This is a genomic window from Agathobacter rectalis ATCC 33656 (assembly GCF_000020605.1).
Lineage (GTDB): Bacteria > Bacillota > Clostridia > Lachnospirales > Lachnospiraceae > Roseburia > Roseburia rectalis.
In genome coordinates, this window is the sequence record NC_012781.1 from 381,958 (window position 1) to 403,914 (window position 21,957).

General features: G+C 40.9%; 35 protein-coding genes. 31 read left to right on the forward strand and 4 right to left on the reverse strand.

Going from position 1 to position 21,957, the window contains the following annotated elements; translation table 11 throughout:
* Positions 1 to 61: 61 nt before the first annotated feature.
* The gene (locus EUBREC_RS01870; RefSeq protein ID WP_012741325.1) at positions 62 to 949 is read right to left on the reverse strand and encodes a class I SAM-dependent methyltransferase; all 888 of its coding nucleotides are present in this window, start codon (positions 947 to 949) and stop codon (positions 62 to 64) included.
* A gap of 415 nt (positions 950 to 1,364) precedes the next feature.
* Between EUBREC_RS01870 and rpsJ the strand changes: the two genes are divergently transcribed.
* From rpsJ to EUBREC_RS02025, 31 genes are all read left to right on the forward strand, one after another.
* Positions 1,365 to 1,682: a 30S ribosomal protein S10 gene (gene rpsJ / locus EUBREC_RS01875; RefSeq protein ID WP_012741326.1), complete on the forward strand. Its 318-nt coding sequence runs from the start codon at positions 1,365 to 1,367 to the stop codon at positions 1,680 to 1,682.
* A gap of 178 nt (positions 1,683 to 1,860) precedes the next feature.
* Entirely contained in the window at positions 1,861 to 2,544 is a 684-nt protein-coding gene (gene rplC / locus EUBREC_RS01880; RefSeq protein ID WP_012741327.1) for a 50S ribosomal protein L3, read from the forward strand.
* A gap of 28 nt (positions 2,545 to 2,572) precedes the next feature.
* On the forward strand, positions 2,573 to 3,193 hold the full coding sequence (gene rplD / locus EUBREC_RS01885; protein ID WP_012741328.1) for a 50S ribosomal protein L4: 621 nt from the start codon (positions 2,573 to 2,575) through the stop codon (positions 3,191 to 3,193).
* Positions 3,193 to 3,492, forward strand: coding sequence for a 50S ribosomal protein L23 (rplW, locus tag EUBREC_RS01890; RefSeq protein ID WP_012741329.1), 300 nt, complete (start codon positions 3,193 to 3,195; stop codon positions 3,490 to 3,492). Before rplD ends, rplW begins: the two co-directional genes overlap by 1 nt.
* A gap of 79 nt (positions 3,493 to 3,571) precedes the next feature.
* Positions 3,572 to 4,417 (forward strand): 50S ribosomal protein L2, encoded by an 846-nt coding sequence (gene rplB / locus EUBREC_RS01895; RefSeq protein WP_015515535.1) that lies wholly within the window; start codon positions 3,572 to 3,574, stop codon positions 4,415 to 4,417.
* A 16-nt stretch (positions 4,418 to 4,433) separates the two neighbouring features.
* Positions 4,434 to 4,715 (forward strand): 30S ribosomal protein S19, encoded by a 282-nt coding sequence (gene rpsS, locus EUBREC_RS01900; RefSeq protein WP_012741331.1) that lies wholly within the window; start codon positions 4,434 to 4,436, stop codon positions 4,713 to 4,715.
* Positions 4,716 to 4,740: 25 nt separating this feature from the next.
* The gene (gene rplV, locus EUBREC_RS01905) at positions 4,741 to 5,136 is read left to right on the forward strand and encodes a 50S ribosomal protein L22 (protein ID WP_012741332.1); all 396 of its coding nucleotides are present in this window, start codon (positions 4,741 to 4,743) and stop codon (positions 5,134 to 5,136) included.
* 9 nt (positions 5,137 to 5,145) lie between these two features.
* The gene (rpsC, locus tag EUBREC_RS01910; protein ID WP_012741333.1) at positions 5,146 to 5,802 is read left to right on the forward strand and encodes a 30S ribosomal protein S3; all 657 of its coding nucleotides are present in this window, start codon (positions 5,146 to 5,148) and stop codon (positions 5,800 to 5,802) included.
* 2 nt (positions 5,803 to 5,804) lie between these two features.
* Entirely contained in the window at positions 5,805 to 6,242 is a 438-nt protein-coding gene (gene rplP / locus EUBREC_RS01915) for a 50S ribosomal protein L16 (protein ID WP_012741334.1), read from the forward strand.
* The gene (gene rpmC, locus EUBREC_RS01920; protein WP_012741335.1) at positions 6,232 to 6,435 is read left to right on the forward strand and encodes a 50S ribosomal protein L29; all 204 of its coding nucleotides are present in this window, start codon (positions 6,232 to 6,234) and stop codon (positions 6,433 to 6,435) included. Before rplP ends, rpmC begins: the two co-directional genes overlap by 11 nt.
* 30 nt (positions 6,436 to 6,465) lie before the next feature.
* Complete coding sequence (gene rpsQ / locus EUBREC_RS01925; RefSeq protein ID WP_012741336.1) at positions 6,466 to 6,723, forward strand: 30S ribosomal protein S17; 258 nt, start codon at positions 6,466 to 6,468, stop codon at positions 6,721 to 6,723.
* Positions 6,724 to 6,741: 18 nt separating this feature from the next.
* The gene (gene rplN / locus EUBREC_RS01930; RefSeq protein ID WP_007885948.1) at positions 6,742 to 7,110 is read left to right on the forward strand and encodes a 50S ribosomal protein L14; all 369 of its coding nucleotides are present in this window, start codon (positions 6,742 to 6,744) and stop codon (positions 7,108 to 7,110) included.
* An 11-nt stretch (positions 7,111 to 7,121) separates the two neighbouring features.
* A complete protein-coding gene (gene rplX / locus EUBREC_RS01935) occupies positions 7,122 to 7,433 on the forward strand; it encodes a 50S ribosomal protein L24 (protein ID WP_012741337.1) in 312 nt (103 codons plus the stop codon).
* Between the two features lie 23 nt (positions 7,434 to 7,456).
* Complete coding sequence (gene rplE, locus EUBREC_RS01940) at positions 7,457 to 7,996, forward strand: 50S ribosomal protein L5 (RefSeq protein ID WP_012741338.1); 540 nt, start codon at positions 7,457 to 7,459, stop codon at positions 7,994 to 7,996.
* 14 nt (positions 7,997 to 8,010) lie between these two features.
* Positions 8,011 to 8,196: a type Z 30S ribosomal protein S14 gene (locus EUBREC_RS01945; RefSeq protein WP_015515536.1), complete on the forward strand. Its 186-nt coding sequence runs from the start codon at positions 8,011 to 8,013 to the stop codon at positions 8,194 to 8,196.
* A 137-nt stretch (positions 8,197 to 8,333) separates the two neighbouring features.
* Positions 8,334 to 8,735, forward strand: coding sequence for a 30S ribosomal protein S8 (gene rpsH, locus EUBREC_RS01950; RefSeq protein ID WP_041254423.1), 402 nt, complete (start codon positions 8,334 to 8,336; stop codon positions 8,733 to 8,735).
* Between the two features lie 171 nt (positions 8,736 to 8,906).
* A complete protein-coding gene (gene rplF, locus EUBREC_RS01955) occupies positions 8,907 to 9,446 on the forward strand; it encodes a 50S ribosomal protein L6 (protein WP_015515537.1) in 540 nt (179 codons plus the stop codon).
* Between the two features lie 19 nt (positions 9,447 to 9,465).
* Entirely contained in the window at positions 9,466 to 9,834 is a 369-nt protein-coding gene (gene rplR, locus EUBREC_RS01960) for a 50S ribosomal protein L18 (protein WP_012741341.1), read from the forward strand.
* A 12-nt stretch (positions 9,835 to 9,846) separates the two neighbouring features.
* Positions 9,847 to 10,356, forward strand: coding sequence for a 30S ribosomal protein S5 (rpsE, locus tag EUBREC_RS01965; protein ID WP_012741342.1), 510 nt, complete (start codon positions 9,847 to 9,849; stop codon positions 10,354 to 10,356).
* A 13-nt stretch (positions 10,357 to 10,369) separates the two neighbouring features.
* Complete coding sequence (rpmD, locus tag EUBREC_RS01970; protein ID WP_012741343.1) at positions 10,370 to 10,552, forward strand: 50S ribosomal protein L30; 183 nt, start codon at positions 10,370 to 10,372, stop codon at positions 10,550 to 10,552.
* Positions 10,553 to 10,575: 23 nt separating this feature from the next.
* Positions 10,576 to 11,016: a 50S ribosomal protein L15 gene (gene rplO / locus EUBREC_RS01975; RefSeq protein WP_012741344.1), complete on the forward strand. Its 441-nt coding sequence runs from the start codon at positions 10,576 to 10,578 to the stop codon at positions 11,014 to 11,016.
* The gene (gene secY, locus EUBREC_RS01980; RefSeq protein WP_012741345.1) at positions 11,016 to 12,335 is read left to right on the forward strand and encodes a preprotein translocase subunit SecY; all 1,320 of its coding nucleotides are present in this window, start codon (positions 11,016 to 11,018) and stop codon (positions 12,333 to 12,335) included. Before rplO ends, secY begins: the two co-directional genes overlap by 1 nt.
* Positions 12,336 to 12,411: 76 nt before the next feature.
* Entirely contained in the window at positions 12,412 to 13,056 is a 645-nt protein-coding gene (locus EUBREC_RS01985) for an adenylate kinase (RefSeq protein WP_012741346.1), read from the forward strand.
* A 2-nt stretch (positions 13,057 to 13,058) separates the two neighbouring features.
* On the forward strand, positions 13,059 to 13,853 hold the full coding sequence (gene map, locus EUBREC_RS01990) for a type I methionyl aminopeptidase (RefSeq protein WP_012741347.1): 795 nt from the start codon (positions 13,059 to 13,061) through the stop codon (positions 13,851 to 13,853).
* A 47-nt stretch (positions 13,854 to 13,900) separates the two neighbouring features.
* Positions 13,901 to 14,119 carry a translation initiation factor IF-1 gene (gene infA, locus EUBREC_RS01995; protein WP_012741348.1) on the forward strand — a complete coding sequence of 73 codons (219 nt, stop codon included), beginning with the start codon at positions 13,901 to 13,903 and terminating at the stop codon, positions 14,117 to 14,119.
* Positions 14,120 to 14,241: 122 nt separating this feature from the next.
* Entirely contained in the window at positions 14,242 to 14,355 is a 114-nt protein-coding gene (rpmJ, locus tag EUBREC_RS02000; RefSeq protein ID WP_003022746.1) for a 50S ribosomal protein L36, read from the forward strand.
* 306 nt (positions 14,356 to 14,661) lie between these two features.
* Complete coding sequence (gene rpsM, locus EUBREC_RS02005; RefSeq protein WP_012741350.1) at positions 14,662 to 15,030, forward strand: 30S ribosomal protein S13; 369 nt, start codon at positions 14,662 to 14,664, stop codon at positions 15,028 to 15,030.
* A 124-nt stretch (positions 15,031 to 15,154) separates the two neighbouring features.
* A complete protein-coding gene (gene rpsK / locus EUBREC_RS02010) occupies positions 15,155 to 15,550 on the forward strand; it encodes a 30S ribosomal protein S11 (RefSeq protein ID WP_012741351.1) in 396 nt (131 codons plus the stop codon).
* A 19-nt stretch (positions 15,551 to 15,569) separates the two neighbouring features.
* Positions 15,570 to 16,163 (forward strand): 30S ribosomal protein S4, encoded by a 594-nt coding sequence (gene rpsD / locus EUBREC_RS02015; RefSeq protein ID WP_012741352.1) that lies wholly within the window; start codon positions 15,570 to 15,572, stop codon positions 16,161 to 16,163.
* A 90-nt stretch (positions 16,164 to 16,253) separates the two neighbouring features.
* The gene (locus tag EUBREC_RS02020) at positions 16,254 to 17,213 is read left to right on the forward strand and encodes a DNA-directed RNA polymerase subunit alpha (RefSeq protein WP_012741353.1); all 960 of its coding nucleotides are present in this window, start codon (positions 16,254 to 16,256) and stop codon (positions 17,211 to 17,213) included.
* Positions 17,214 to 17,479: 266 nt separating this feature from the next.
* Positions 17,480 to 18,004: a bL17 family ribosomal protein gene (locus EUBREC_RS02025; protein ID WP_015515540.1), complete on the forward strand. Its 525-nt coding sequence runs from the start codon at positions 17,480 to 17,482 to the stop codon at positions 18,002 to 18,004.
* A gap of 254 nt (positions 18,005 to 18,258) precedes the next feature.
* On the opposite strand, the gene EUBREC_RS02030 is transcribed toward EUBREC_RS02025, so the two are convergent.
* Genes EUBREC_RS02030 through EUBREC_RS02040 form a run of 3 tightly spaced genes read right to left on the reverse strand, consistent with a single transcriptional unit; the run spans position 18,259 to position 21,772 of the window.
* The gene (locus EUBREC_RS02030) at positions 18,259 to 19,452 is read right to left on the reverse strand and encodes a ribose-phosphate pyrophosphokinase (RefSeq protein WP_012741355.1); all 1,194 of its coding nucleotides are present in this window, start codon (positions 19,450 to 19,452) and stop codon (positions 18,259 to 18,261) included.
* Between the two features lie 57 nt (positions 19,453 to 19,509).
* The gene (locus EUBREC_RS02035) at positions 19,510 to 20,493 is read right to left on the reverse strand and encodes an ATP-binding protein (protein WP_012741356.1); all 984 of its coding nucleotides are present in this window, start codon (positions 20,491 to 20,493) and stop codon (positions 19,510 to 19,512) included.
* A 37-nt stretch (positions 20,494 to 20,530) separates the two neighbouring features.
* The gene (locus EUBREC_RS02040; protein ID WP_012741357.1) at positions 20,531 to 21,772 is read right to left on the reverse strand and encodes a DnaD domain protein; all 1,242 of its coding nucleotides are present in this window, start codon (positions 21,770 to 21,772) and stop codon (positions 20,531 to 20,533) included.
* Positions 21,773 to 21,957 lie beyond the last annotated feature (185 nt).

Below are 21,957 nucleotides of genomic sequence, written 5' to 3' on the forward strand. Positions count from 1 at the left end.
AATGCCGCAGTGTTTCATAGAAAATAATGAAATACTGCGGCTGATTTTATTTTAGAACTGATTAGAAGATACTTTCAAAGCGTCCGCTTGCACCACAAGGCAGCACGAGTCCGTTTGAAGAAACCGGGAGACCGATTTCGCTTGCGGTTACTTTACCATCAAACTTTTTAAGCGCAGTGCTTATCATATAGGTGAGCACTGCAGGCTGCAAGCCTGTCGTATAGGAATTAATAAGGAAGAAAAGCGGCTTGTCGGTAAGGAGCTTTGCACAAAGCTGCACAAGCGGATACACGCTTTCCTCAATTTTCCAAATTTCACCCTTAGGACCTCTGCCGTATGACGGCGGATCCATTATGATGGCATCGTAATGATTGCCACGGCGGATTTCACGCTCAACAAACTTCACACAGTCATCCACAAGCCATCTGATAGGTGCGTCACCAAGACCGCTGCTTACAGCGTTTTCCTTAGCCCATGTGACCATGCCCTTTGAAGCATCCACATGTGTGACAGCGGCGCCTGCGGCAGCGGCAGCAAGAGTGGCACCTCCGGTGTATGCAAAGAGATTTAATACCTTTACATCACGACCGCTTTTTTTTGCATCGTAAATCTTCTTTGAAAACCAGTCCCAGTTGGCAGCCTGCTCAGGAAACAGACCGGTGTGCTTGAAGCTGAATGGTTTTAAGTGAAATGTGAGCTCTTTATTAATAGGAAGAGAGTAGTTTATGGTCCACTCCTGCGGCAAATCAAAAAATTCCCACTCACCGCCGCCTTTCTTGCTTCTGTGATAGTGACCGTTAAGCTTTTTCCAGTTCTTATTAGTCTTTGGAGTGTCCCAAATTACCTGAGGATCGGGACGCAGCAAAATATATTTAGACCAACGCTCAAGCTTTTCACCGCATGAGCAGTCAATAACCTCGTAATCTTTCCATCTATCTGCTAACCACATATGTTTATATTCCTTTCTTATCTGCGTGTAAAAATAAACTACACGTTGCTTGCATTTAATCGGGTTTCTTCTATAATAATATACGTGCAAAAGTGTAATTTTTCAATGGAATATTATCCGAAATAAAAAAATAAATTTTTTTTGAAAAAAGTATTGCAATTATTGTAAACGTCATGTATAATATCACTTGCTGTGGCATGATAGCTATGAAGTTTGAAGTTACTGTCCATGAGACAGAGAATTCGGCGGAGCGAATGTCAAGTTAGGAAACTGACGGCAAGTCACTGTACAGAACAGATATGGTCTACAAAATGTAGAAACAACGTGTGAAAGTCCACAGGACACACACGGAGATGTGTACAGTCACCGCTTGTCGTACTGAAGTTAAAAGTGCGAAAAGGAGGCGACTTTTTTTATGGCAAGTCAAGTAATGAGAATTACTCTCAAGGCGTATGATCACGAGTTAGTAGATTCAAGCGCAAAGAAAATCATCGAGACTGTAAAGAAGAATGGATCACAGGTGAGCGGACCGGTACCTCTTCCAACAAAGAAGGAAGTAGTTACAATTCTTAGAGCTACTCACAAGTACAAGGATTCTCGTGAACAGTTCGAGCAGAGAACTCATAAGAGACTTATCGATATCATCAATCCAACACAGAAGACAACAGAGTCTTTATCAAGGATTGAAATGCCAGCTGGTGTTTACATTGATATCAAAATGAAGCAGAAATAAGCTTCAACAATTAATTAGTATATCCCCGAATGGTTTATATAGAAGATACAGTGCGAAAGCATAACGATCTAGTAGGCTGCTCTAGGATGAACGGTTCCGCTACTTGTTCCGGCTAATTCTTCGCGGGCTGGGTTGACAGGCAAGAGGCGTTCCGCTGTAGAAAACAGGAGGTAAAGAAATGAAGAAAGCGATTTTAGCAACAAAAATCGGTATGACACAGATCTTCAATGCAGATGGTGTATTAGTACCTGTAACTGTATTAGAGGCTGGTCCATGTGTTGTAACACAGATCAAAACTGTTGAGAATGACGGTTACAGCGCAGTTCAGGTTGGTTTCGGCGACAAGAAAGAGAAAGTCGTTGAGAAGGATGCCAACGGTAAAAAGAGCGTAGCACACAGACATGGTGTTAATAAGGCTCAGATGGGACACTTCAAAAAAGCAGGTGTTTCAGGAAAGAGATTCGTTCGCGAGTTCAAATTCGAAAACGCAGATGAGTACAATTTAGCAGATGAGATCAAGGCTGACATCTTCGCAGAGGGTGACAAGGTTGACGTAACTGCTATTTCAAAAGGTAAAGGTTTCCAGGGTGCTATCAAGAGATTAGGTCAGCACAGAGGACCAATGGCTCATGGTTCTAAATTCCATCGTCATCAGGGTTCTAACGGTGCTTGTTCTTCACCAAGTAAGGTATTCAAGGGAAAAGGAATGCCTGGACACATGGGTAGCGTAAAGGTTACAACTCAGAATCTTGAGGTTGTAAGAGTTGACGCAGACAAGAACTTACTGTTAATCAAGGGCGCAGTTCCAGGAGCTAAGAAAGCTCTCATTACAGTAAAAGAGACTACAAAATCTGGTAAATAGTGCAAAGTAAGAAAGGAGGAACTTTACGATGGCTAACGTAGCTGTATATAACATGGAAGGCAAAGAAGTCGACAAGATCGAGTTAAATGATTCCATTTTCGGCGTAGAAATTAATGAGCATTTAGTTCATATGGCTGTTCTTCAGCAGCTTGCAAATAAACGTCAGGGAACTCAGAAAGCTAAGACACGTTCTGAAGTTCGCGGTGGCGGAAGAAAACCATGGAGACAGAAGGGAACAGGACATGCACGTCAGGGTTCTACAAGATCTCCACAGTGGACAGGTGGTGGAGTTGTATTCGCTCCTACTCCTAGAGATTACTCATTCAAGCTCAACAAGAAAGAGAAGAGAGCAGCTCTTAAGTCTGCACTTACATCAAGAGTTGTTGAGAACAAGTTCGTTGTAGTAGATGAGCTTAAGCTTGATGAGATTAAGACAAAGAAATTCGTAGAAGTATTAAAGAACCTCAATGTTGAGAAGGCACTCGTTGTATTAAATGATATGGACGAGAAGGTTATCGCTTCTGCAGCAAACATCCCAACAGTTAAGACAACTCAGACAAATGAGCTTAACGTATTCGATGTATTAAAATATGACACAGTAGTAGTTACAAAGGCTGCTGTAGCAACAATCGAGGAGGTATATGCATAATGGCAAACGTACAGTACTATGATGTAATCCTCAAACCAGTAGTAACTGAGAAGAGTATGAATGCAATGGCTGAGAAGAAATACACATTCCTTGTTCACCCGGATGCAAACAAGACTATGATCAAAGAAGCAGTAGAGAGAATGTTCGAAGGAACAAAGGTTGCCAAAGTTAACACAATGAACTGCGAAGGCAAGAACAAGCGTCGTGGAATGGTAACAGGAAAGACTGCTAAGACAAAGAAGGCTATCGTACAGCTTACAGCAGACAGCAAAGATATCGAGATCTTCGCAGGACTGTAGACCGAGGTCGAAAGCAACTTCAAAATGATATGCGTCAGAAAAGACGCGATAATGAAAACATATCGAAAGGAGAAACAAAATGGGAATTAAGACATATAACCCATATACACCTTCCAGAAGAAATATGACTGGTTCAGATTTCTCAGAGATTACAAAGACAACTCCTGAGAAGTCACTTGTTACTTCTTTAAAGAAGAACGCTGGTCGTAACAATCAGGGTAAAATCACAGTTAGACACCAGGGTGGTGGAAATAGAAGAAAATACAGACTTATCGATTTCAAGAGAAATAAGAAAGACGGTATTCCAGCAACTGTAATTGGTATCGAGTATGATCCAAACAGAACAGCAAACATCGCACTTATCTGCTATGCAGATGGTGAGAAATCATATATTCTTGCTCCAGCAGGACTTACAGACGGAATGAAGGTTATGAGCGGTGCTCAGGCTGAGGTTAGAGTTGGAAACTGCTTACCACTTGAGAATATCCCAGTTGGTACACAGATTCACAACATCGAGCTTCTTCCTGGAAAGGGCGGACAGCTTGTTCGTTCAGCAGGACTTAGCGCACAGCTTATGGCTAAAGAAGGCAAATATGCAACACTTCGTCTTCCTTCAGGAGAGATGAGAATGGTTCCAATTCAGTGCCGTGCTACAATCGGTGTAATTGGAAACGGAGATCACAACCTCGTAAATATTGGTAAAGCCGGACGTAAGCGTCACATGGGTGTTCGTCCAACAGTTCGTGGATCTGTTATGAACCCTAACGACCATCCACACGGTGGTGGAGAAGGTAAGGCACCTGTAGGACGTCCAGGACCATGTACTCCATGGGGCAAACCTGCACTTGGCTTAAAGACCAGAAAGAAGAACAAACAGTCTAACAAGATGATCGTTCGTAGAAGAGACGGTCGTGCAATCAAATAATTAGGAGGTTGAATAAATGGCACGTTCATTAAAAAAAGGACCATTTGCTGATGAAAGCTTACTTAAAAAAGTAGATGCTATGAACGCTTCTGGTGACAAGTCTGTAATCAAGACATGGTCACGTCGTTCAACAATCTTCCCTTCATTCGTTGGACACACAATCGCTGTTCATGATGGAAGAAAGCATGTTCCTGTATATGTTACAGAGGATATGGTTGGACATAAACTTGGTGAGTTCGTTGCAACAAGAACTTACAGAGGACATGGAAAAGACGAGAAGAAATCAGGCGTAAGATAAGATTTATTGAAAGGAGGTTTCATCCATGGCAAAGGGACATAGATCCAAAATCAAGAGAGAGAGAAATGAAGTTAGAGATACAAGACCTTCAGCAAAGTTATCTTATGCTAGAGTGTCTGTACAGAAAGCTTGTTTCGTTTTAGATGCTATTCGTGGAAAGAGTGTTAACGAAGCACTTGCAATCGTAACATACAATCCTAGATATGCTTCAAGCTTAGTAAAGAAATTATTAGAGTCAGCAATCGCTAACGCAGAAAATAATTATCCGGAAAAGAACTATAAGGCAGAGAACCTTTACGTTGCAGAGTGTTTTGCAAATAAAGGACCAACAATGAAGAGAATTCATCCTAGAGCACAGGGTAGAGCTTACAGAATCGAGAAGAGAATGAGCCACATTACAATCGTGCTTGATGAAAGATAGGAGGCAATCATGGGACAGAAGGTTAATCCTCATGGCTTAAGAGTTGGCGTTATCAAGGACTGGGATTCCAAATGGTATGCAGAGGGTGATTTCGCTGATTACTTAGTAGAAGATTATAATATCAGAACATTTTTAAAGAAAAAATTATACGCAGCTGGTGTTTCAAAGATTGAGATCGAGAGAGCTTCAGATCGCGTTAAGGTTATCATTTATACAGCTAAGCCGGGTGTTGTAATCGGTAAGGGCGGAGCTGAGATCGAGAAGATCAAGGCTGAGGTTCAGAAGCTTACAGACAAGAAATTAGTTGTTGATATCAAAGAAGTAAAGAGACCGGACAAGGATGCACAGCTTGTTGCTGAGAACATCGCTTTACAGCTTGAGAACCGTGTTTCATTCCGTAGAGCAATGAAGTCTTGCATGGGAAGAGCTATGAAGGCCGGCGTTAAAGGAATTAAGACAACATGTTCAGGTCGTCTTGGCGGAGCAGATATGGCTCGTACAGAGACATACAATGATGGAACTACTCCACTCCAGACAATCAGAGCAGATATCGATTATGGATTCGCTGAGGCAGATACAACTTACGGCAAGGTTGGCGTTAAGGTTTGGATCTACAAAGGCGAGGTACTTCCTACAAAAGCAAACAAGGAAGGAGGAGCTAAGTAATTATGTTAATGCCTAAGAGAGTAAAACATCGTAAACAGTTCCGTGGTTCCATGGCAGGAAAAGCTACAAGAGGAAACAAGATCACAAATGGTGAGTACGGTATTGTAGCACTTGAGCCATGCTGGATCAAAGCAAATCAGATTGAGGCTGCCCGTGTAGCTATGACTCGTTACATCAAGCGTGGTGGTAAAGTTTGGATAAAGATTTTCCCAGAGAAACCTGTAACACATAAGCCTATGGGTGTTCGAATGGGTAAAGGAAAGGGTGCCCTTGAGTATTGGGTAGCTGTAGTAAAACCAGGTAGAGTATTATTTGAAATCTCCGGAGTACCGGAAGACGTAGCTAAAGAAGCTTTACGTCTTGCTACACACAAATTACCTTGCAAGTGTAAAGTAGTTTCTCGTGCAGATTTAGAAGGCGGTGAGTCAAATGAAAACTAGTGCATACGTTAAAGAGTTACAGGCACAGAGCGTAGAGCAGTTACAGGCACAGCTCGTTGATGCTAAAAAAGAACTTTTCAATTTAAGATTCCAGAATGCAACTAACCAGTTAGATAACACAGCAAGAATCAAAGAGGTTCGTAAGAACATCGCTAGAATTCAGACTGTTATCACTGCAAAGGCTGCAGAATAGTTTATCCTATCAGAAAGGAGATTTTAGACCGTGGAAGAAAGAAATCTTAGAAAAACACGTGTTGGTGTTGTTGTAAGCGATAAGATGGATAAGACAATCGTTGTAGCTGTAAGAGATAACGTAAGACATCCTCTTTACAACAAGATCGTTAAGAAGACTTATAAATTAAAAGCTCATGACGAGAAAAACGATGCAAAGATCGGTGATACAGTCAGAGTTATGGAAACAAGACCTTTATCTAAAGATAAGAGATGGAGACTTGTAGAAATCATGGAAAGAGCAAAATAATAAAAGGAGGCTACAAGCATGGTACAGCAGGAAAGCAGACTCAAGGTTGCTGATAACACTGGCGCTAAAGAGTTACTTGTTATCCGCGTTATGGGTGGATCTACCAGAAGATATGCGAACATCGGTGATGTAATCGTTGCTACTGTTAAAGATGCAACACCAGGCGGTGTTGTTAAAAAAGGCGATGTAGTTAAAGCCGTAGTAGTTCGTTCAGTAAAAGGTGCTCGTCGTAAAGACGGATCTTATATAAAGTTTGATGAGAACGCAGCAGTAATCATCAAAGATGACAAAACTCCAAAAGGAACACGTATATTTGGACCAGTAGCTCGTGAGCTTCGTGAGAAACAGTTCATGAAGATTGTTTCTCTGGCTCCGGAAGTATTATAGGAGGAACGTCAATGGCAACTATGAAAATCAAAAAAGGCGACCTTGTTAAGGTTATCGCTGGAAAAGATATCAACAATGAGGGCAAGGTAATTGCCGTAAACGCAAAGAACAATACACTTCTTGTTGAGGGAATCAACATGGTTACTAAGCATACAAAACCAAGTATGTCAAATCAGCAGGGCGGTATCGTTCATCAGGAGGCTCCAATTGATGCTTCCAACGTAATGCTCATCCATGATGGAAAGCCTACTCGTGTAGGATTCAAGATGGATGGAGATAAGAAAGTTCGCTTTGCTAAATCAACAGGCAAGGTTATCGACTAATTGGAGAGAGGAGGATTAAGACATTGAGTAGACTTAGAGAACAGTACGAAAATGAGATCAAGGACGCAATGATCAAAAAGTTCGGATACAAAAACGCAATGGAAATTCCAAAGCTTGACAAGATCGTAGTTAACATGGGTGTTGGTGAAGCTAAGGAAAACGCTAAGGTTCTTGAGGCAGCCGTTAAGGATATGGAAGCCATCACAGGACAGAAAGCAGTTACAACTAAAGCAAAGAATGCTATAGCTAACTTTAAAATCAGAGAAGGAATGCCAATCGGATGTAAGGTTACATTACGTGGTGAGAAGATGTACGAGTTTGCAGATCGTCTCATCAACTTAGCATTACCTCGTGTACGTGACTTCAGAGGTGTTAACCCTAACGCATTTGATGGCCGTGGAAACTATGCCCTTGGAATTAAAGAGCAGATCATCTTCCCTGAGATCGAGTATGATAAGGTAGATAAGGTTCGTGGTATGGACATTATCTTCGTTACTACTGCTAAGACAGACGAAGAGGCACGTGAGTTACTGGCACAGTTCAATATGCCATTCGCTAAATAATCGGAGGAATTCTAATGGCTAAGACAAGTATGAAAATCAAACAGCAGCGTGCACCAAAGTTCTCTACAAGAGCTTATACACGTTGTAGAATTTGTGGACGTCCACATTCAGTTTTAAAGAAATACGGAATCTGCAGAGTATGCTTCCGTGAGTTAGCATACAAGGGACAGATCCCAGGCGTTAAAAAAGCTAGCTGGTAAGCCTGAAAGCAACTTAGTGAACACAAGCGCATATGCGCTGTGTGAGCTTAGTGCGAAGAGAACTTCCTTTCAGCAACAGCTGTTTTTATAAATAACTATATTAACAAACATATTTAAGGAGGATATCGTTCATTATGATGATGACAAGTGATCCAATCGCAGATATGCTTACAAGAATTCGTAACGCAAATACTGCAAAACATGATACAGTAGACATCCCAGCTTCTAAGATTAAAGTAGCAATCGCTGGAATCCTTGTAGATGAGGGATTCATCGAGAAATACGACATCGTTGAGGATGGAAAAATCAAGACAATCCATGTTACATTAAAATATGGTGCTGATAAGAACGAGAAGGTTATTACAGGCATCAAGAGAATTTCTAAGCCAGGTCTTCGTGTATACGCAGGCAAGGATGAGATTCCTTCAGTACTTGGTGGACTTGGAATCGCTATTCTTTCAACTAACCAGGGTATCGTAACTGATAAAGAGGCTAGAAAGCTTCAGGTTGGTGGCGAAGTTTTAGCATTCGTTTGGTAGCCCCTAAAGATCTTAATTTATATTAAGTATATTTCATCACGTATCCATATTCGATGCATCCATGATGTATAGTAGGGATACAGCAAGTAACATCTTAAAGTATAACCTGACCACAAGGTCAGAAATACTAAATAACTATTAACCTAATATCAAAATATAGGAGGTACGGGCATGTCACGTATAGGAAGAATGCCAATCGCAGTTCCTGCTGGAGTAACAGTTGAAATTGCAGAAAATAATCATGTGACTGTAAAAGGTCCAAAGGGTACTCTTGAGAGAACTCTTCCATCAGAGATGGATATCAAATTAGAGGGTGAAGAAGTAGTAGTTACAAGACCTAATGATTTGAAGAAAATGAAATCCTTACATGGATTAACAAGAACACTTATCCACAACATGGTTGTTGGTGTAACTGAGGGTTATACAAAGACTCTTGAGGTTAACGGTGTTGGTTACAGAGCTTCTAAGGCTGGAAAGAAACTTACTCTTAACTTAGGATATTCTCATCCGGTTGAGATGGAGGATCCGGAAGGACTTGAGTCAGAGGTTCAGGATAACAAGATCATCATTAAGGGTATCGATAAAGAAAAAGTTGGCCAGTACGCAGCTGAGATCAGAGATAAGAGAAGACCTGAGCCATATAAGGGCAAGGGAATCAAATATGCTGATGAGGTTATTAGACGTAAAGTTGGTAAGACTGGTAAAAAATAATTAAAGGAGTGGACAAGTAATGGTTAGTAAGAAATCAAGAACAGAAGTTCGTGTAAAGAAACATAACAGAATGCGTAATCATCTTGCTGGTACAGCACAGCGTCCTCGTTTAGCTGTATTCAGAAGTAATAACCATATGTATGCTCAGATTATTGATGATACAGTTGGAAATACACTCGTTTCTGCATCAACACTTGACAAGGATATCAAGGCAGAGCTCGAGAAGACTAATAACGTAGATGCAGCAGCAAAGCTTGGTACTGTAATCGCAAAGAAAGCATTAGATAAAGGTATTTCAACTGTTGTCTTCGATAGAGGCGGTTTTATTTACGCAGGAAAAGTTAAAGCATTAGCTGAAGCAGCAAGAGAAGCTGGCTTAGATTTTTAGGAGGAGACAAACATGAAACGTGAAATCATTGACGCTAGTCAATTAGAATTAGTTGACCAGGTAGTTGACATCAAGCGTGTAACAAAGGTTGTTAAGGGTGGACGTAACATGCGATTCACAGCTCTCGTTGTTGTTGGTGACAAGAACGGCCATGTAGGTGCAGGTCTTGGAAAAGCAGCAGAAATTCCTGAAGCTATCCGTAAGGGTAAAGAGGACGCCATCAAGAGCATGGTAAATGTTAAGTTAGACGAGAACAATTCTATTACACATGATGTAACAGGAAAATATACAGGTGCTTCCGTATTATTAAAGAAGTCTCCTGAAGGTACTGGTATCATCGCTGGTGGTCCTGCACGTTCAGTATGCGAGATCGCTGGTATCCAGAATATCCGTACAAAGTCTTTAGGATCAAACAACAAGCAGAACGTAGTACTTGCTACTATCGAGGCTCTTAAGCAGTTAAGAAGCCCTGAGGATGTTGCAAAGCTTCGTGGTAAATCTGTAGAAGAAATCTTAGGTTAGGAGGAACGCTAAAATGGCAGATAGAGTTAAAGTTACATTAATCAAATCTACAATCGGTGCTGTTCCTAAGAACAAGAAGACTATTGAGGCTCTTGGTCTTACTAAGTTAGGCAAAACTGTAGAGTTACCAAACAATGCAGCTACACAGGGAGCTGTTCGCAAAGTAGCACCATACGTAAAAGTAGAAGAAGTTTAAGAATAAAATAAGGAGGTACCGTGATGGATTTATCTAATTTAAAAGCGGCTGAGGGTTCAGTTCATAGTGATAATTTCAGAAGAGGTCGTGGACACGGCTCAGGAAACGGTAAGACTGCTGGTAAGGGACACAAGGGACAGAAGGCTCGTTCAGGAGCTCCAAGACCTGGTTTCGAAGGTGGACAGATGCCATTATATAGAAGATTGCCTAAGAGAGGTTTCAAGAATAGAAACACTCTTACAATCGTACCTATAAATCTTTCAGCTCTTGAGAGATTCGATAACGATGCAGTAGTTTCAGTTGAGACATTAATCGAGGCTGGAATCGTTAAGAATCCTAGAGATGGCGTAAAGATTCTTGGAAATGGAGAACTTACTAAGAAGCTTACAGTTCAGGCTAACGCTTTCAGTGCTAGTGCAAAAGAGAAAATCGAAGCTCTTGGTGGAAAAGCAGAGGTGATCTAATGCTTAAAACACTCCGTAATGCGTTTAAAATAAAGGATGTCCGTAATAGAATCCTTTTTACATTCATGATGCTTATTGTCATCAGAATCGGAAGCGAGCTTCCGATTCCTGGTGTCAAGGGCTCCGTATTTCAGAGTTGGTTAAACAGTAAATCAGCAGATGGTTTAGGCTTTGTTGATGCTATAACAGGTGGATCATTCTCACAGATGTCAGTATTTGCGCTGAATATTACACCATACATTACATCTTCAATCATTATGCAGTTGCTTACAATTGCTATACCTAAGCTTGAAGAGATGCAACGCGATGGCGAGGATGGCAGAAAGAAAATTGTTGAGATAACACGTTATCTTACAATAGCATTAGGCCTTCTTGAGTCAGTCATGATGGTAATTGGTTTTTACAGACAAAATTACCTTACAGAAAAGACACCATTGACTGTTATTATGGTCGTTACTTCACTTACAGCTGGTTCAGCTGTACTTATGTGGATTGGAGAGCGTATTACAGAAAAGGGTGTTGGAAACGGAATATCAATAGTATTGACAATCAATATTATTTCACGTATTCCAGAGGATTTAAGTACACTTTGGTCACAGTTCATTGCTTCAGCAGCGAACATACCAAAGGCGATTGTTGCAGGTCTTATCATAGTAGCAATAATTGCTGCAATGGTAGTATTTGTAGTATTGCTTCAGGATGCACAGCGCAAGATTCCTGTACAGTACTCAAGCAAAATAAGAGGCAACAAGCAGATGGGCGGTCAGCAGACATGCATTCCACTAAAGGTAAATACCAGTGGAGTTATCCCGGTGATCTTTGCACAGTCTCTTATGCAGACACCTGTTATCATTGCCAGCTTCCTTGGAAAAGGCAATGGAAATGGAATAGGCTCTAAGATATTAAAAGGATTATCACAGTCTAACTGGTGTGATCCAAAGGAGCCGGTATATTCAATCGGACTTATTGTTTACATTGTGTTGATTATAGCATTTGCTTATTTCTACACAAACATTACATTCAATCCGCTTGAGATTGCAAACAATATGAAGCGTTCAGGTGGCTTTATACCCGGTATCAGACCTGGAAAGCCAACCAGCGATTACTTAAATCAGATATTAAACTACATTGTATTTATTGGAGCTATTGGACTTGCGTTTATCGCATTTGTTCCGATATTCTTCAATGGAGTATTCAACGCAGATGTATCCTTTGGTGGAACTTCAATCATCATCATTGTCGGAGTTGTTATTGAGACATTGAAGCAAATTGAATCACAGATGAGAGTTCGATACTATAAAGGATTTTTAGATGATTAATTGTACATTGGAGATACTGAATTCAGTATCTCCATTCGTGCTATCAACAAGTTTTGTATAAAAGGAGAAAATTTTTATGAAGATCATCATGTTAGGGGCACCTGGTGCCGGCAAAGGTACACAGGCAAAACAGATAGCTGCAAAATATTCTATACCACATATCTCTACAGGAGATATATTCCGTGCAAACATCAAGAACGGAACAGAGCTTGGTAAGAAGGCAAAGACTTACATGGATCAGGGAGCACTTGTTCCGGATGAGCTTACCTGTGACCTTGTTATGGATAGAATACAGCAGGATGATTGCAAAAACGGATTTGTATTAGACGGTTTCCCAAGAACAATTCCACAGGCAAAGGCGCTTGATGATGCTCTCACAAAGATTGGGGAGAAGATGGATTATGCCATCGATGTAGATGTTCCTGATGAGAACATTGTTAACCGTATGGGTGGAAGAAGAGCCTGCCTCAATTGTGGTGCAACATATCATATCGTTTTCAATCCAACAAAGGTTGAGGGCAAATGTGATGCATGTGGCGCTGACACAGTACTTAGAGATGACGATAAGCCGGAGACAGTTCAGAAGCGCTTAGCTGTATATCATGAGCAGACACAGCCACTTATCGAGTATTATGACAAGCAGGGCATTTTAAAGTCTGTAGACGGAACAAAGCCTATGGATGAAGTTTTTTCAGCCATTGTAGGTATTTTAGGTGAATAATAATGTCTGTAACTATAAAATCAGAGCATGAGATAGAGCTGATGAGGGAGGCCGGCAGGATTCTGGCGGCCGTTCATCAGCAGCTCGGTAAAGAAATCAAACCGGGAATGTCCACTAAGGATGTGGACCGGCTGGGCGAAGAAATGATTCGTAGTTATGGATGCGAGCCGTCTTTCTTAGGATATTGCGGATATCCGGCCTCCATATGTGTTTCAGTAAATGAGGAGGTTGTACATGGTATCCCGACTGATGAGCGTATCTTACAGGAGGGCGATATCGTGAGCCTTGATGCTGGTGTTATCTACAAAGGATACCACTCAGACGCAGCCAGAACAGTAGGCGTAGGAGAGATTTCAGAGGAAGCAAGACTTCTTATAGAAAGAACACGTCTCAGTTTTTTTGCAGGAATAAAGAATGCAGTTGCGGGAAACAGACTGTATGATATTTCAGGAGCCATACAGCAGCTTGCCGAGTCTTTTGGATACGGAGTTGTATATGACCTTGTTGGTCATGGCATAGGAAGCCATTTACATGAGGATCCTGAGGTGCCGAACTTCAGACCACAGGGCTTTAGAAAAGGGCTCAGACTTAAGCCGGGCATGACACTGGCGGTTGAGCCAATGATTAATGCAGGTTCACCGCATGTGGTGTGGATGGATGACGAATGGACAGTGGTTACTGAGGATTTATCGTTGTCGGCACACTATGAAAATACCATACTTATTACAAAAGGAAAGCCGGAGATACTTTCTCTGACAGAGGATGAAAAAGCAGCCGGATTTCTGGAGCTAATCTAATAATAATCATAACGAAACCCAAGGATTTATTTACAGGAGGAATCAAAATGTCAAAAGCAGACGTTATCGAAGTTGAAGGTGTTGTAGTTGAGAAGTTACCAAATGCGTTTTTTAAGGTAGAGCTTGAGAACGGACACCAGATTTTAGCTACAATCAGTGGAAAGCTTCGTATGAATTTCATCAGAATTTTACCGGGAGATAAGGTAACAATTGAGATGTCACCATACGATCTGACAAAGGGCAGAATTATCTGGAGAGATAAGTAATTTTTACAGATAATTTTTTAAAAAAATATATTGACTTCCCTTAAGTGTCCGTGTATAATGCTATCTGGACACTTTTGGAAAAGTACCTGAAAAGGACTTTTATAGAGAAAGGAGGATTTGCTGTGAAGGTAAGATCATCAGTTAAACCTATTTGCGAAAAGTGCAAAGTTATCAAGAGAAAAGGAAGCATCAGAATTATCTGTGAGAATCCAAAGCATAAGCAGAGACAGGGTTAATTAGTACAAATATTTGACCCTGTTATTTGTGCGTTTGGTTTATTAAACCTTTTTTCACATCATTATGTGCGGCTGCAGCGAGATATTTATCATCGCTGTTCATAATAAACAGAGGCATTCTGGTTTCATATTATAATACCGAGTGATATGAGACAAAATGCAAATATGGGAGCGCATATGGCTACACACATTTCAGGACGTGCAACCGTAGCTGTAGATACATATGTGTTTCGGAGAGTATACGTCAAGTTGCAGATGTATCGTTACTATAGTAAATAACTAAAAATTATGGAGGTGTAAACACACATGGCTCGTATTGCAGGTGTAGATTTACCAAGAGAAAAACGTGTAGAAATCGGCTTAACTTACATCTACGGAATCGGAAGAGTAAGTGCAGACCGTATCCTTGAAGCAGCTAATGTTGATCCAAGCACTCGTGTTAGAGATCTTACAGATGACGAGGTTAAGAGAATCAGCGCTGTTATCGACGAGACAATGACAGTTGAAGGTGATTTAAGAAGAGAAATCGCTTTAAATATCAAGAGACTTCAGGAAATTGGATGCTATCGTGGTATCCGTCATAGAAAGGGACTTCCGGTTCGTGGTCAGAAGACAAAGACTAATGCAAGAACTCGCAAGGGTCCTAAGAGAACAGTAGCAAACAAGAAGAAATAATCACTTGGAAAATAAGTGAAAACGCCACTTGAACGTAGTGCGCGTTTAGTTCTGCGGACGAAGAAGCAGAGCTTCATTATAACTTAAATAAAGTTTAGAAAGTAGAAAGTAGGTTAGTTTAAATATGGCTAAGAATGTTGCAAAGAAAACAACTAAAAAGCGTGTAAAGAAAAACGTTGAACGCGGACAGGCACATATTCAGGCATCTTTCAATAACACAATCGTTACTTTAACAGATGCTGAAGGAAATGCTTTATCATGGGCAAGTGCCGGTGGTCTTGGATTTAGAGGTTCAAAGAAATCTACTCCATATGCTGCACAGATGGCAGCAGAAACAGCTACAAAGGCAGCTTTAATCCATGGATTAAAGACAGTTGACGTATTCGTTAAGGGACCAGGTTCAGGAAGAGAGGCAGCTATTCGTGCCCTTTCAGCATGTGGTCTTGAGGTTACATCAATCAGAGACGTTACTCCGGTACCTCACAATGGATGTCGTCCACCAAAACGTAGAAGAGTCTAATCAGGAGGTATAGATTAAAATGGCAGTTAATAAAGTACCTGTACTTAAGAGATGCAGATCACTTGGTTTAGAGCCAAGTTATTTAGGATATGATAAGAAGTCTAGAAGAAACCTTACAAGAGCAAACAGAAAGGTGTCTGAGTACGGACTTCAGTTAAGAGAAAAGCAGAAAGCTAAATTCATCTATGGTGTTTTAGAGAAGCCTTTCCGTAACTACTACAAGAAAGCAGATCAGATGAAAGGATTAACAGGTCTTAACCTTATGACAATCCTTGAGTCAAGAATTGACAACGTAATTTTCCGTCTTGGTTTCGCAAGAACAAGAAAAGAAGCTAGACAGATCGTTGATCACAAGTTCGTTACAGTAAACGGAAAAGTTGTTAACATCCCTTCATACCTTGTAAAGGCTGGCGATGTTATCGAAATTAAAGAGAGCAAAAAGAATACTCAGAGAATGAAAGATATCGTCGAGGTAGCTGGCGGAAGAATCGTTCCGGAGTGGTTAGACGTAGATGCTGAGAAATTACAGGGAACTGTAAAAGACTTACCTACACGTGAGCAGATTGATGTTCCTGTAGATGAGATGCTCATTGTCGAGTTATATTCTAAGTAAAATTAGGTTGATTTGCCGGGGATTTATTTCCCGGCTTATCCACTCTTTGATAACATATAACAACGATACCCGAGAAGGAGGGAATTTGAAGTGTTCGATTTTGAAAAACCAAAAATTGAAATCGCAGAAATTTCAGAAGACAAGACATATGGCAGATTTGTTGTAGAGCCATTAGAGAGAGGTTACGGTACAACACTTGGAAACTCTTTAAGACGTATCATGCTTTCTTCTTTACCGGGCGCTGCAGTAAGCCAGGTCAAGATTGATGGTGTTTTACATGAATTCAGCTCTATTCCTGGTGTTAAGGAAGATGTTACAGAAATCATCATGAATATCAAGAACCTTGCAATTCGCAATAATAGTTCTACAAATGAACCAAAGGTTGCATATATCGAATTCGAAGGTGAAGGCGTTGTTACAGCAGCCGATATTCAGGTTGATTCAGATATCGAGATTTTGAATCCTGAGTTAGAGATTGCACACTTGAATGGTGGAGCAGATTCTAAGCTTTACATGGAGCTTACAATCACTAACGGCAGAGGTTATGTCGGAGCAGAGAAGAACAAGAACGAGGATACACCAATCGGAGTTCTTGCTGTAGATTCAATCTACACTCCTGTTGAGCGTGTTAATCTTACTGTAGAGAATACCCGTGTAGGTCAGGTTACAGATTACGATAAGCTTACATTAGATGTATTTACAAATGGTACATTGGAGCCGGACGAGGCAGTCAGCCTTGCAGCTAAGGTGTTAAGTGAGCACTTAAATCTGTTCATCGATCTTTCAGAGGCAGCACAGCAGGTTGACGTTATGGTCGAGAAGGAAAACGATGCTCAGGAGAAGGTTCTTGAGATGAACATCGATGAGCTTGAGCTTTCAGTTCGTTCATACAACTGCTTAAAGCGTGCAGGAATCAACACTGTTGCAGAGCTTATCAATAGAACACCTGAGGACATGATGAAGGTTCGTAACCTTGGTCGCAAGTCTTTAGAGGAAGTTTTAGCAAAATTAAAAGAATTAGGTTTAGAGTTAAATCAGACTGAGGAATAATTCATTCGAATAATCCTTGCACTGATTCTTCTAAATAAATTGGTCGTATATAAATTTTAAATATCATATTTATGTTTATGTGTGACAAAACTCATAGCGGCAGGGCCAGTAAGACCAAAGAGCGTGACCGTGTCTGATACATGAGTGGCAACTGATTTGAGCATTTGCTTTTTGAAATAAGGCAAAGCTTTATCACAACAAGATACGATGTCTGGCAGTAAGACCGAAGAGCGTGACCGGATGTCCCACAAATGGAGGAAATTAAAATGGCAAAATATCGTAAGTTAAGCAGAACATCAAGCCAGAGAAAGGCTTTACTCAGAGGTCAGGTTACACAGCTTCTTGTTAACGGAAAGATCGTTACTACAGAGGCTAAGGCTAAAGAGGTTCGTAAGATCGCTGAGGGTCTTATCGCATTAGCAGTAAAAGAGAAAGACAACTTCGAAGAGGTTACTGTAACAGCTAAGGTTGCCCGCAAGGACAAAGATGGCAAGAGAGTAAAAGAGGTTGTAGACGGAAAGAAAGTTACTGTTTATGACGAAGTAGAGAAGAAAATCAAGAAGGATTCTGCTTCACGTCTTCATGCCAGAAGACAGATGCTTAAGGTTCTTTACACAGCTAAAGAGTCTGACGGCACAAAGAAGGGAACAAAGACTATCGATGTAACAAACAAGTTATTCGATGAGATCGCTCCTAAGTATGCTGATCGTAACGGTGGTTACACAAGAATCGTTAAGATTGGACAGCGTAAAGGTGACGGAGCTTTAGAGGTTCTCCTTGAGTTAGTTTAATATTTAATCGGTATAAATCTTAGACTAAATTAAACCAGAGATTTGAGTGGATGACACTCACTTCTCTGGTTTTTTATATTACTAAGATAATTATTCTAAACTTTGAGAAAAACTGATGCGTTTTACTTGCATGTATAGTTCGACTGCCTTTGGTTTGAATTCGTAACTGTAACGCATAAAAATACCCCTTTCACTGGATATCCAGTAAAAGGGGTACATATTAATTTCACACGGCTTTTTATAAATGCGCTTAATTATTTATTTTTTGCTGCAGCCTGCTCGTCATTGTACTTCTGAACACACTTCTTGATTCTGTCATATGGTGAGAGAAGATCACTGATAGAACAGTCGTGGTTTAATGTATCAATGAGGTATGCGATGTATTTGCTCATGTCACAGCTGATATAGTACTCCTTAGAGAGAAGCTCCGGTGACTGGTAGATAAGGTTTGTTGTAACTACTCTGTAGATGAGACCCTCCTCGTAAGCCTTGTCAAATGAAGCAAAGCCGTTTGTAAAGAGACCGAATGTAGAAACAACAAAGATTCTGTTAGCTTTACGCTTCTTGAGCTCTCTTGCTGTATCTATCATACTCTCGCCGGAAGAAATCATATCATCGATGATAAGAACATCCTTACCCTCCACATTTGTTCCGAGGAACTCATGAGCTACGATAGGGTTACGTCCGTCAACGATACGGCTGTAATCACGACGTTTGTAGAACATACCCATGTCTACTCCGAGTACGTTTGCAAGGTAGATAGCACGGTTTGTAGCGCCCTCATCAGGAGAGATAATCATAAGATGGTCAGCATCAATAGTGATATCCTTTACGTTCTTTAAAATGCCCTTAATGAACTGGTAAGAAGGCATTACATTCTCAAAGCCGTTCAGAGGAATAGCATTTACCACACGAGGGTCATGAGCATCGAAGGTGATGATATTGTCTACACCCATGTTGATAAGCTCCTGAAGAGCTAATGGACAGTCAAGAGACTCACGGCCTGTACGTCTGTGCTGACGGCTCTCATAAAGGAAAGGCATGATAACTGTGATTCTTCTTGCTTTTCCGCCGGCTGCAGCGATAACACGCTTTAAGTCTGCGTAGTGGTCATCAGGTGACATGTGGTTTGTCTGACCGCATACTGTGTAGGTAAGACTGTAGTTTGTTACATCTACCATGATGTACAGATCATAACCACGAACTGACTGGTTGATAACACATTTAGCTTCGCCGGAACCGAATCTAGGTGTAGAAGGTTTGATAATGTAGCTGTTTTTGTAGTAGTCCTTGAAAGCACTCTCGTTAGCATGCTGGTGCTCTCTGTGCTCTCTCCAGCCCTGTAAGTATGCATCTACCTTCTGGGCAAGACCTATACAACTGTCAGTTGCAACAAGTCCAAGTGTACCGGTTGGCATAGTCTCCAAAATTCTCTCATCGTTTGGCATTGTTATTCCTCCATATAACCATATAATAAATAAACTAAATATATAATATAAAAAGCGTTATTTGGAAAGACGCTTTTTAATTCGTATGTCATCTCCAAAGAGCTTGATAAAACTATAATTGCTTGAAATTCTTGAAAGTGTTCTCTCGGAGTAAATATCTGCTATCTGCTCCAGATTCAGATTAGTGGAAATAATAGTAGATTTCTGTCGCAGTATACGCTCATTTACACAAAGGAAAAGCTGTGATGTGGTAAATGAGTTGGAAAGCTCGGTTCCGAGATCGTCTATGATAAGTAAATCACAGTCGAATATATTCTGGTGCGCTGCGATGGCATCTGCATCCTTTTCAAACACACCTTTGCTTAATATATCAAATAATTGGAATGCTGTAAAGTAAATTACGGAGTAGCCTGCATCTAAAAGCTCTTTTGCAATGCAATTAGATAAAAAAGTCTTTCCGACACCGGTATTACCGTAGAAAAATATATTTTTAGGTTTGTTTTCAAAATTGTCTATAAATTCATGACAGTTCGTCACTGCAAGCTTTGCTGTGGCAAGAGCAGACAGTCCTGTCGCAGGATTTTTCTGCTCATCTGAGTAATAATCAAATGAGAGCGTGGAAAAATTCTCACGAGACAAAATCTCCCTGATATTGGACTGCGAATAAACGGTATTGATAATAGCCTGCTTGAAACAATGACATTTCTGACCGTCTATGTATCCTGTATCGTGGCAATCTGGACAGGTGTAAATAGGCTCAAAATAATCAAGCGGATATCCGAGTGTGGATAGCAGTGCAGCACGCTCCTCCTTATAGTCCTCGATTGCAAGGCGTAAAGCGGCAAGAGCATTCTCATCACCATCCATAAGCCTGTACGCCTGCCTGACAGAGGCTGATGCAATCTCAGAGTCAATCTCCCTGAGGCGGGGCGCCTTGCGATAGGCTTCCTCAATACGCTTGTCATGTATGTATTTGTTCTGAAGCTGGCGTTTGTCGTAGCCTCGCATTATCTCATCATATTGAGCATTGGTAAGTGCCATATATCCTCCTTGGGATGTGTAAATCTAACTTGAAAAATCATACCGTAGAATTCAGAAACAGCTTCTCCAGCTTGTCGTAATCATTGTTTCGCTGATTGAAGTTGTTAAATTTATTCTTGGAACTTGAATTATTGCTTTTGGGTTTTGAGGAACCGTTTGCAGCATTTGTACTCTGTGATGAGCCGGTAGCAGAGGCTTTATTGGCCTTGGCAAAGTTGGCATCAAGCACTTCAACATCCTTTAATGTATGTACATCCTTTTTCCTCCAGTTCGCGAGTATCGAGTCTGTGTACTCGAAGCTTGGCTTCTGGATAGCTGAAATAGTTTTACTGCAGGCGGCTTTTACAAGCTCTATATCGAAACCGTATTCGCCGACCCATTTGTTGATGAGTGACACCTCAGAGTCAACCAGATTGCGGCCTGTGATGCCTAGAGCCTTCATTACAGAATAGTAAATCTGTGAGTGAGCGGCTGCATCGTCCTTTGCCTGGTCTACGGTCTTTATGCCGGCATCGGCCCAGCCGAGAGCAACCTTGTTCATGTAACGAAGACTTGAATGTCCCTTGGTAATGCAGTACTCCACGAGATACTCCACCAGGTCGGTAGAAAAATGAAGCTCGTCCAGCCAGTAGAGCACCATATTGGTGTCTGTGGATGAAAGCGTATGCTTCAAATATGTCTCTATAATAAAGAAAAGCTCTGAAATGTCAGGATTCTTTCTAAACTCCTTAATCTCATCAAGTGTGTATTCCTTCTGTGAAGGAGCAGGCTTGTCAGTAGCCTGGTTTTTAAGCTTTTCCACAACAGAATCCTGCATACGAATATTTGCGGTAGAAATATTCTGTGCAGCATTATTAACAACACCGTTTTGCAAATTATTCTGTGTAGCATTATTAACAACACCGTTTTGCAAATTATTCTGCGCGGCATTATCAGCCACAGCGCTTTGTATATTACTCTGAGCAGCCTGCATACCGGATACAGAAAGACTGCAGAGGTTGATTCCCATAATCTGGCCATCAGCGCCGGTTTGCACCTGCAAAATGCCCTCAGAGGCCCAGTAATTGAGGGCACGTATGATGTCGGCTTCAGTATTGCTGAAATGATCGGCAATCTCTGAAATAGTTGCTATGCCTGCCCCGGAGCCTGTCGCACGGAGCAGATAAAGGTATACCTTGACAAACTCACCGTTTGCCTTTGGCATGTATTGATCTATAAAAATATCTGACAAAGTAGTGAATGATGTTGCTATGTCACTGCTAATGTTTATCGCTGTCATATAAAAAACTCTCTTTCGCTTAACCTGTGAGCAATTATAGCACAATATTTTAACCGTGTGAAGATGGTAAAAGTGCTACAAGCCTTGTAAACTCGGGCTTTCCGAGTCCACAAAAAAATGTGGATAACGTGGATAACTGTGTAAAATAATTGAAAAATCAATGTATCACAGGGTATATAAGCTGT

Bases quoted from the DNA above. Each gene is read 5' to 3' on its own strand.
- rplF (WP_015515537.1), top strand. From the start codon at position 8,907: ATGTCACGTATAGGAAGAATGCCAATCGCAGTTCCTGCTGGAGTAACA.
- rplC (WP_012741327.1), top strand. From the start codon at position 1,861: ATGAAGAAAGCGATTTTAGCAACAAAAATCGGTATGACACAGATCTTC.
- rplN (WP_007885948.1), top strand. From the start codon at position 6,742: ATGGTACAGCAGGAAAGCAGACTCAAGGTTGCTGATAACACTGGCGCT.
- rpsS (WP_012741331.1), top strand. From the start codon at position 4,434: ATGGCACGTTCATTAAAAAAAGGACCATTTGCTGATGAAAGCTTACTT.
- rplW (WP_012741329.1), top strand. From the start codon at position 3,193: ATGGCAAACGTACAGTACTATGATGTAATCCTCAAACCAGTAGTAACT.
- EUBREC_RS01985 (WP_012741346.1), top strand. From the start codon at position 12,412: ATGAAGATCATCATGTTAGGGGCACCTGGTGCCGGCAAAGGTACACAG.
- rpsH (WP_041254423.1), top strand. From the start codon at position 8,334: ATGATGACAAGTGATCCAATCGCAGATATGCTTACAAGAATTCGTAAC.
- rpsK (WP_012741351.1), top strand. From the start codon at position 15,155: ATGGCTAAGAATGTTGCAAAGAAAACAACTAAAAAGCGTGTAAAGAAA.
- rpsC (WP_012741333.1), top strand. From the start codon at position 5,146: ATGGGACAGAAGGTTAATCCTCATGGCTTAAGAGTTGGCGTTATCAAG.
- EUBREC_RS02030 (WP_012741355.1), bottom strand. From the start codon at position 19,452: ATGCCAAACGATGAGAGAATTTTGGAGACTATGCCAACCGGTACACTT.
- rplO (WP_012741344.1), top strand. From the start codon at position 10,576: ATGGATTTATCTAATTTAAAAGCGGCTGAGGGTTCAGTTCATAGTGAT.
- rpsM (WP_012741350.1), top strand. From the start codon at position 14,662: ATGGCTCGTATTGCAGGTGTAGATTTACCAAGAGAAAAACGTGTAGAA.
- EUBREC_RS02040 (WP_012741357.1), bottom strand. From the start codon at position 21,772: ATGACAGCGATAAACATTAGCAGTGACATAGCAACATCATTCACTACT.
- rplB (WP_015515535.1), top strand. From the start codon at position 3,572: ATGGGAATTAAGACATATAACCCATATACACCTTCCAGAAGAAATATG.
- EUBREC_RS01945 (WP_015515536.1), top strand. From the start codon at position 8,011: ATGGCTAAGACAAGTATGAAAATCAAACAGCAGCGTGCACCAAAGTTC.
- infA (WP_012741348.1), top strand. From the start codon at position 13,901: ATGTCAAAAGCAGACGTTATCGAAGTTGAAGGTGTTGTAGTTGAGAAG.
- rplD (WP_012741328.1), top strand. From the start codon at position 2,573: ATGGCTAACGTAGCTGTATATAACATGGAAGGCAAAGAAGTCGACAAG.
- rpsD (WP_012741352.1), top strand. From the start codon at position 15,570: ATGGCAGTTAATAAAGTACCTGTACTTAAGAGATGCAGATCACTTGGT.
- map (WP_012741347.1), top strand. From the start codon at position 13,059: ATGTCTGTAACTATAAAATCAGAGCATGAGATAGAGCTGATGAGGGAG.
- secY (WP_012741345.1), top strand. From the start codon at position 11,016: ATGCTTAAAACACTCCGTAATGCGTTTAAAATAAAGGATGTCCGTAAT.
- EUBREC_RS02025 (WP_015515540.1), top strand. From the start codon at position 17,480: ATGGCAAAATATCGTAAGTTAAGCAGAACATCAAGCCAGAGAAAGGCT.
- rplV (WP_012741332.1), top strand. From the start codon at position 4,741: ATGGCAAAGGGACATAGATCCAAAATCAAGAGAGAGAGAAATGAAGTT.
- rplX (WP_012741337.1), top strand. From the start codon at position 7,122: ATGGCAACTATGAAAATCAAAAAAGGCGACCTTGTTAAGGTTATCGCT.
- EUBREC_RS02035 (WP_012741356.1), bottom strand. From the start codon at position 20,493: ATGGCACTTACCAATGCTCAATATGATGAGATAATGCGAGGCTACGAC.
- rplR (WP_012741341.1), top strand. From the start codon at position 9,466: ATGGTTAGTAAGAAATCAAGAACAGAAGTTCGTGTAAAGAAACATAAC.
- rplP (WP_012741334.1), top strand. From the start codon at position 5,805: ATGTTAATGCCTAAGAGAGTAAAACATCGTAAACAGTTCCGTGGTTCC.
- rpsE (WP_012741342.1), top strand. From the start codon at position 9,847: ATGAAACGTGAAATCATTGACGCTAGTCAATTAGAATTAGTTGACCAG.
- EUBREC_RS01870 (WP_012741325.1), bottom strand. From the start codon at position 949: ATGTGGTTAGCAGATAGATGGAAAGATTACGAGGTTATTGACTGCTCA.
- rpmD (WP_012741343.1), top strand. From the start codon at position 10,370: ATGGCAGATAGAGTTAAAGTTACATTAATCAAATCTACAATCGGTGCT.
- rpmC (WP_012741335.1), top strand. From the start codon at position 6,232: ATGAAAACTAGTGCATACGTTAAAGAGTTACAGGCACAGAGCGTAGAG.
- rpsJ (WP_012741326.1), top strand. From the start codon at position 1,365: ATGGCAAGTCAAGTAATGAGAATTACTCTCAAGGCGTATGATCACGAG.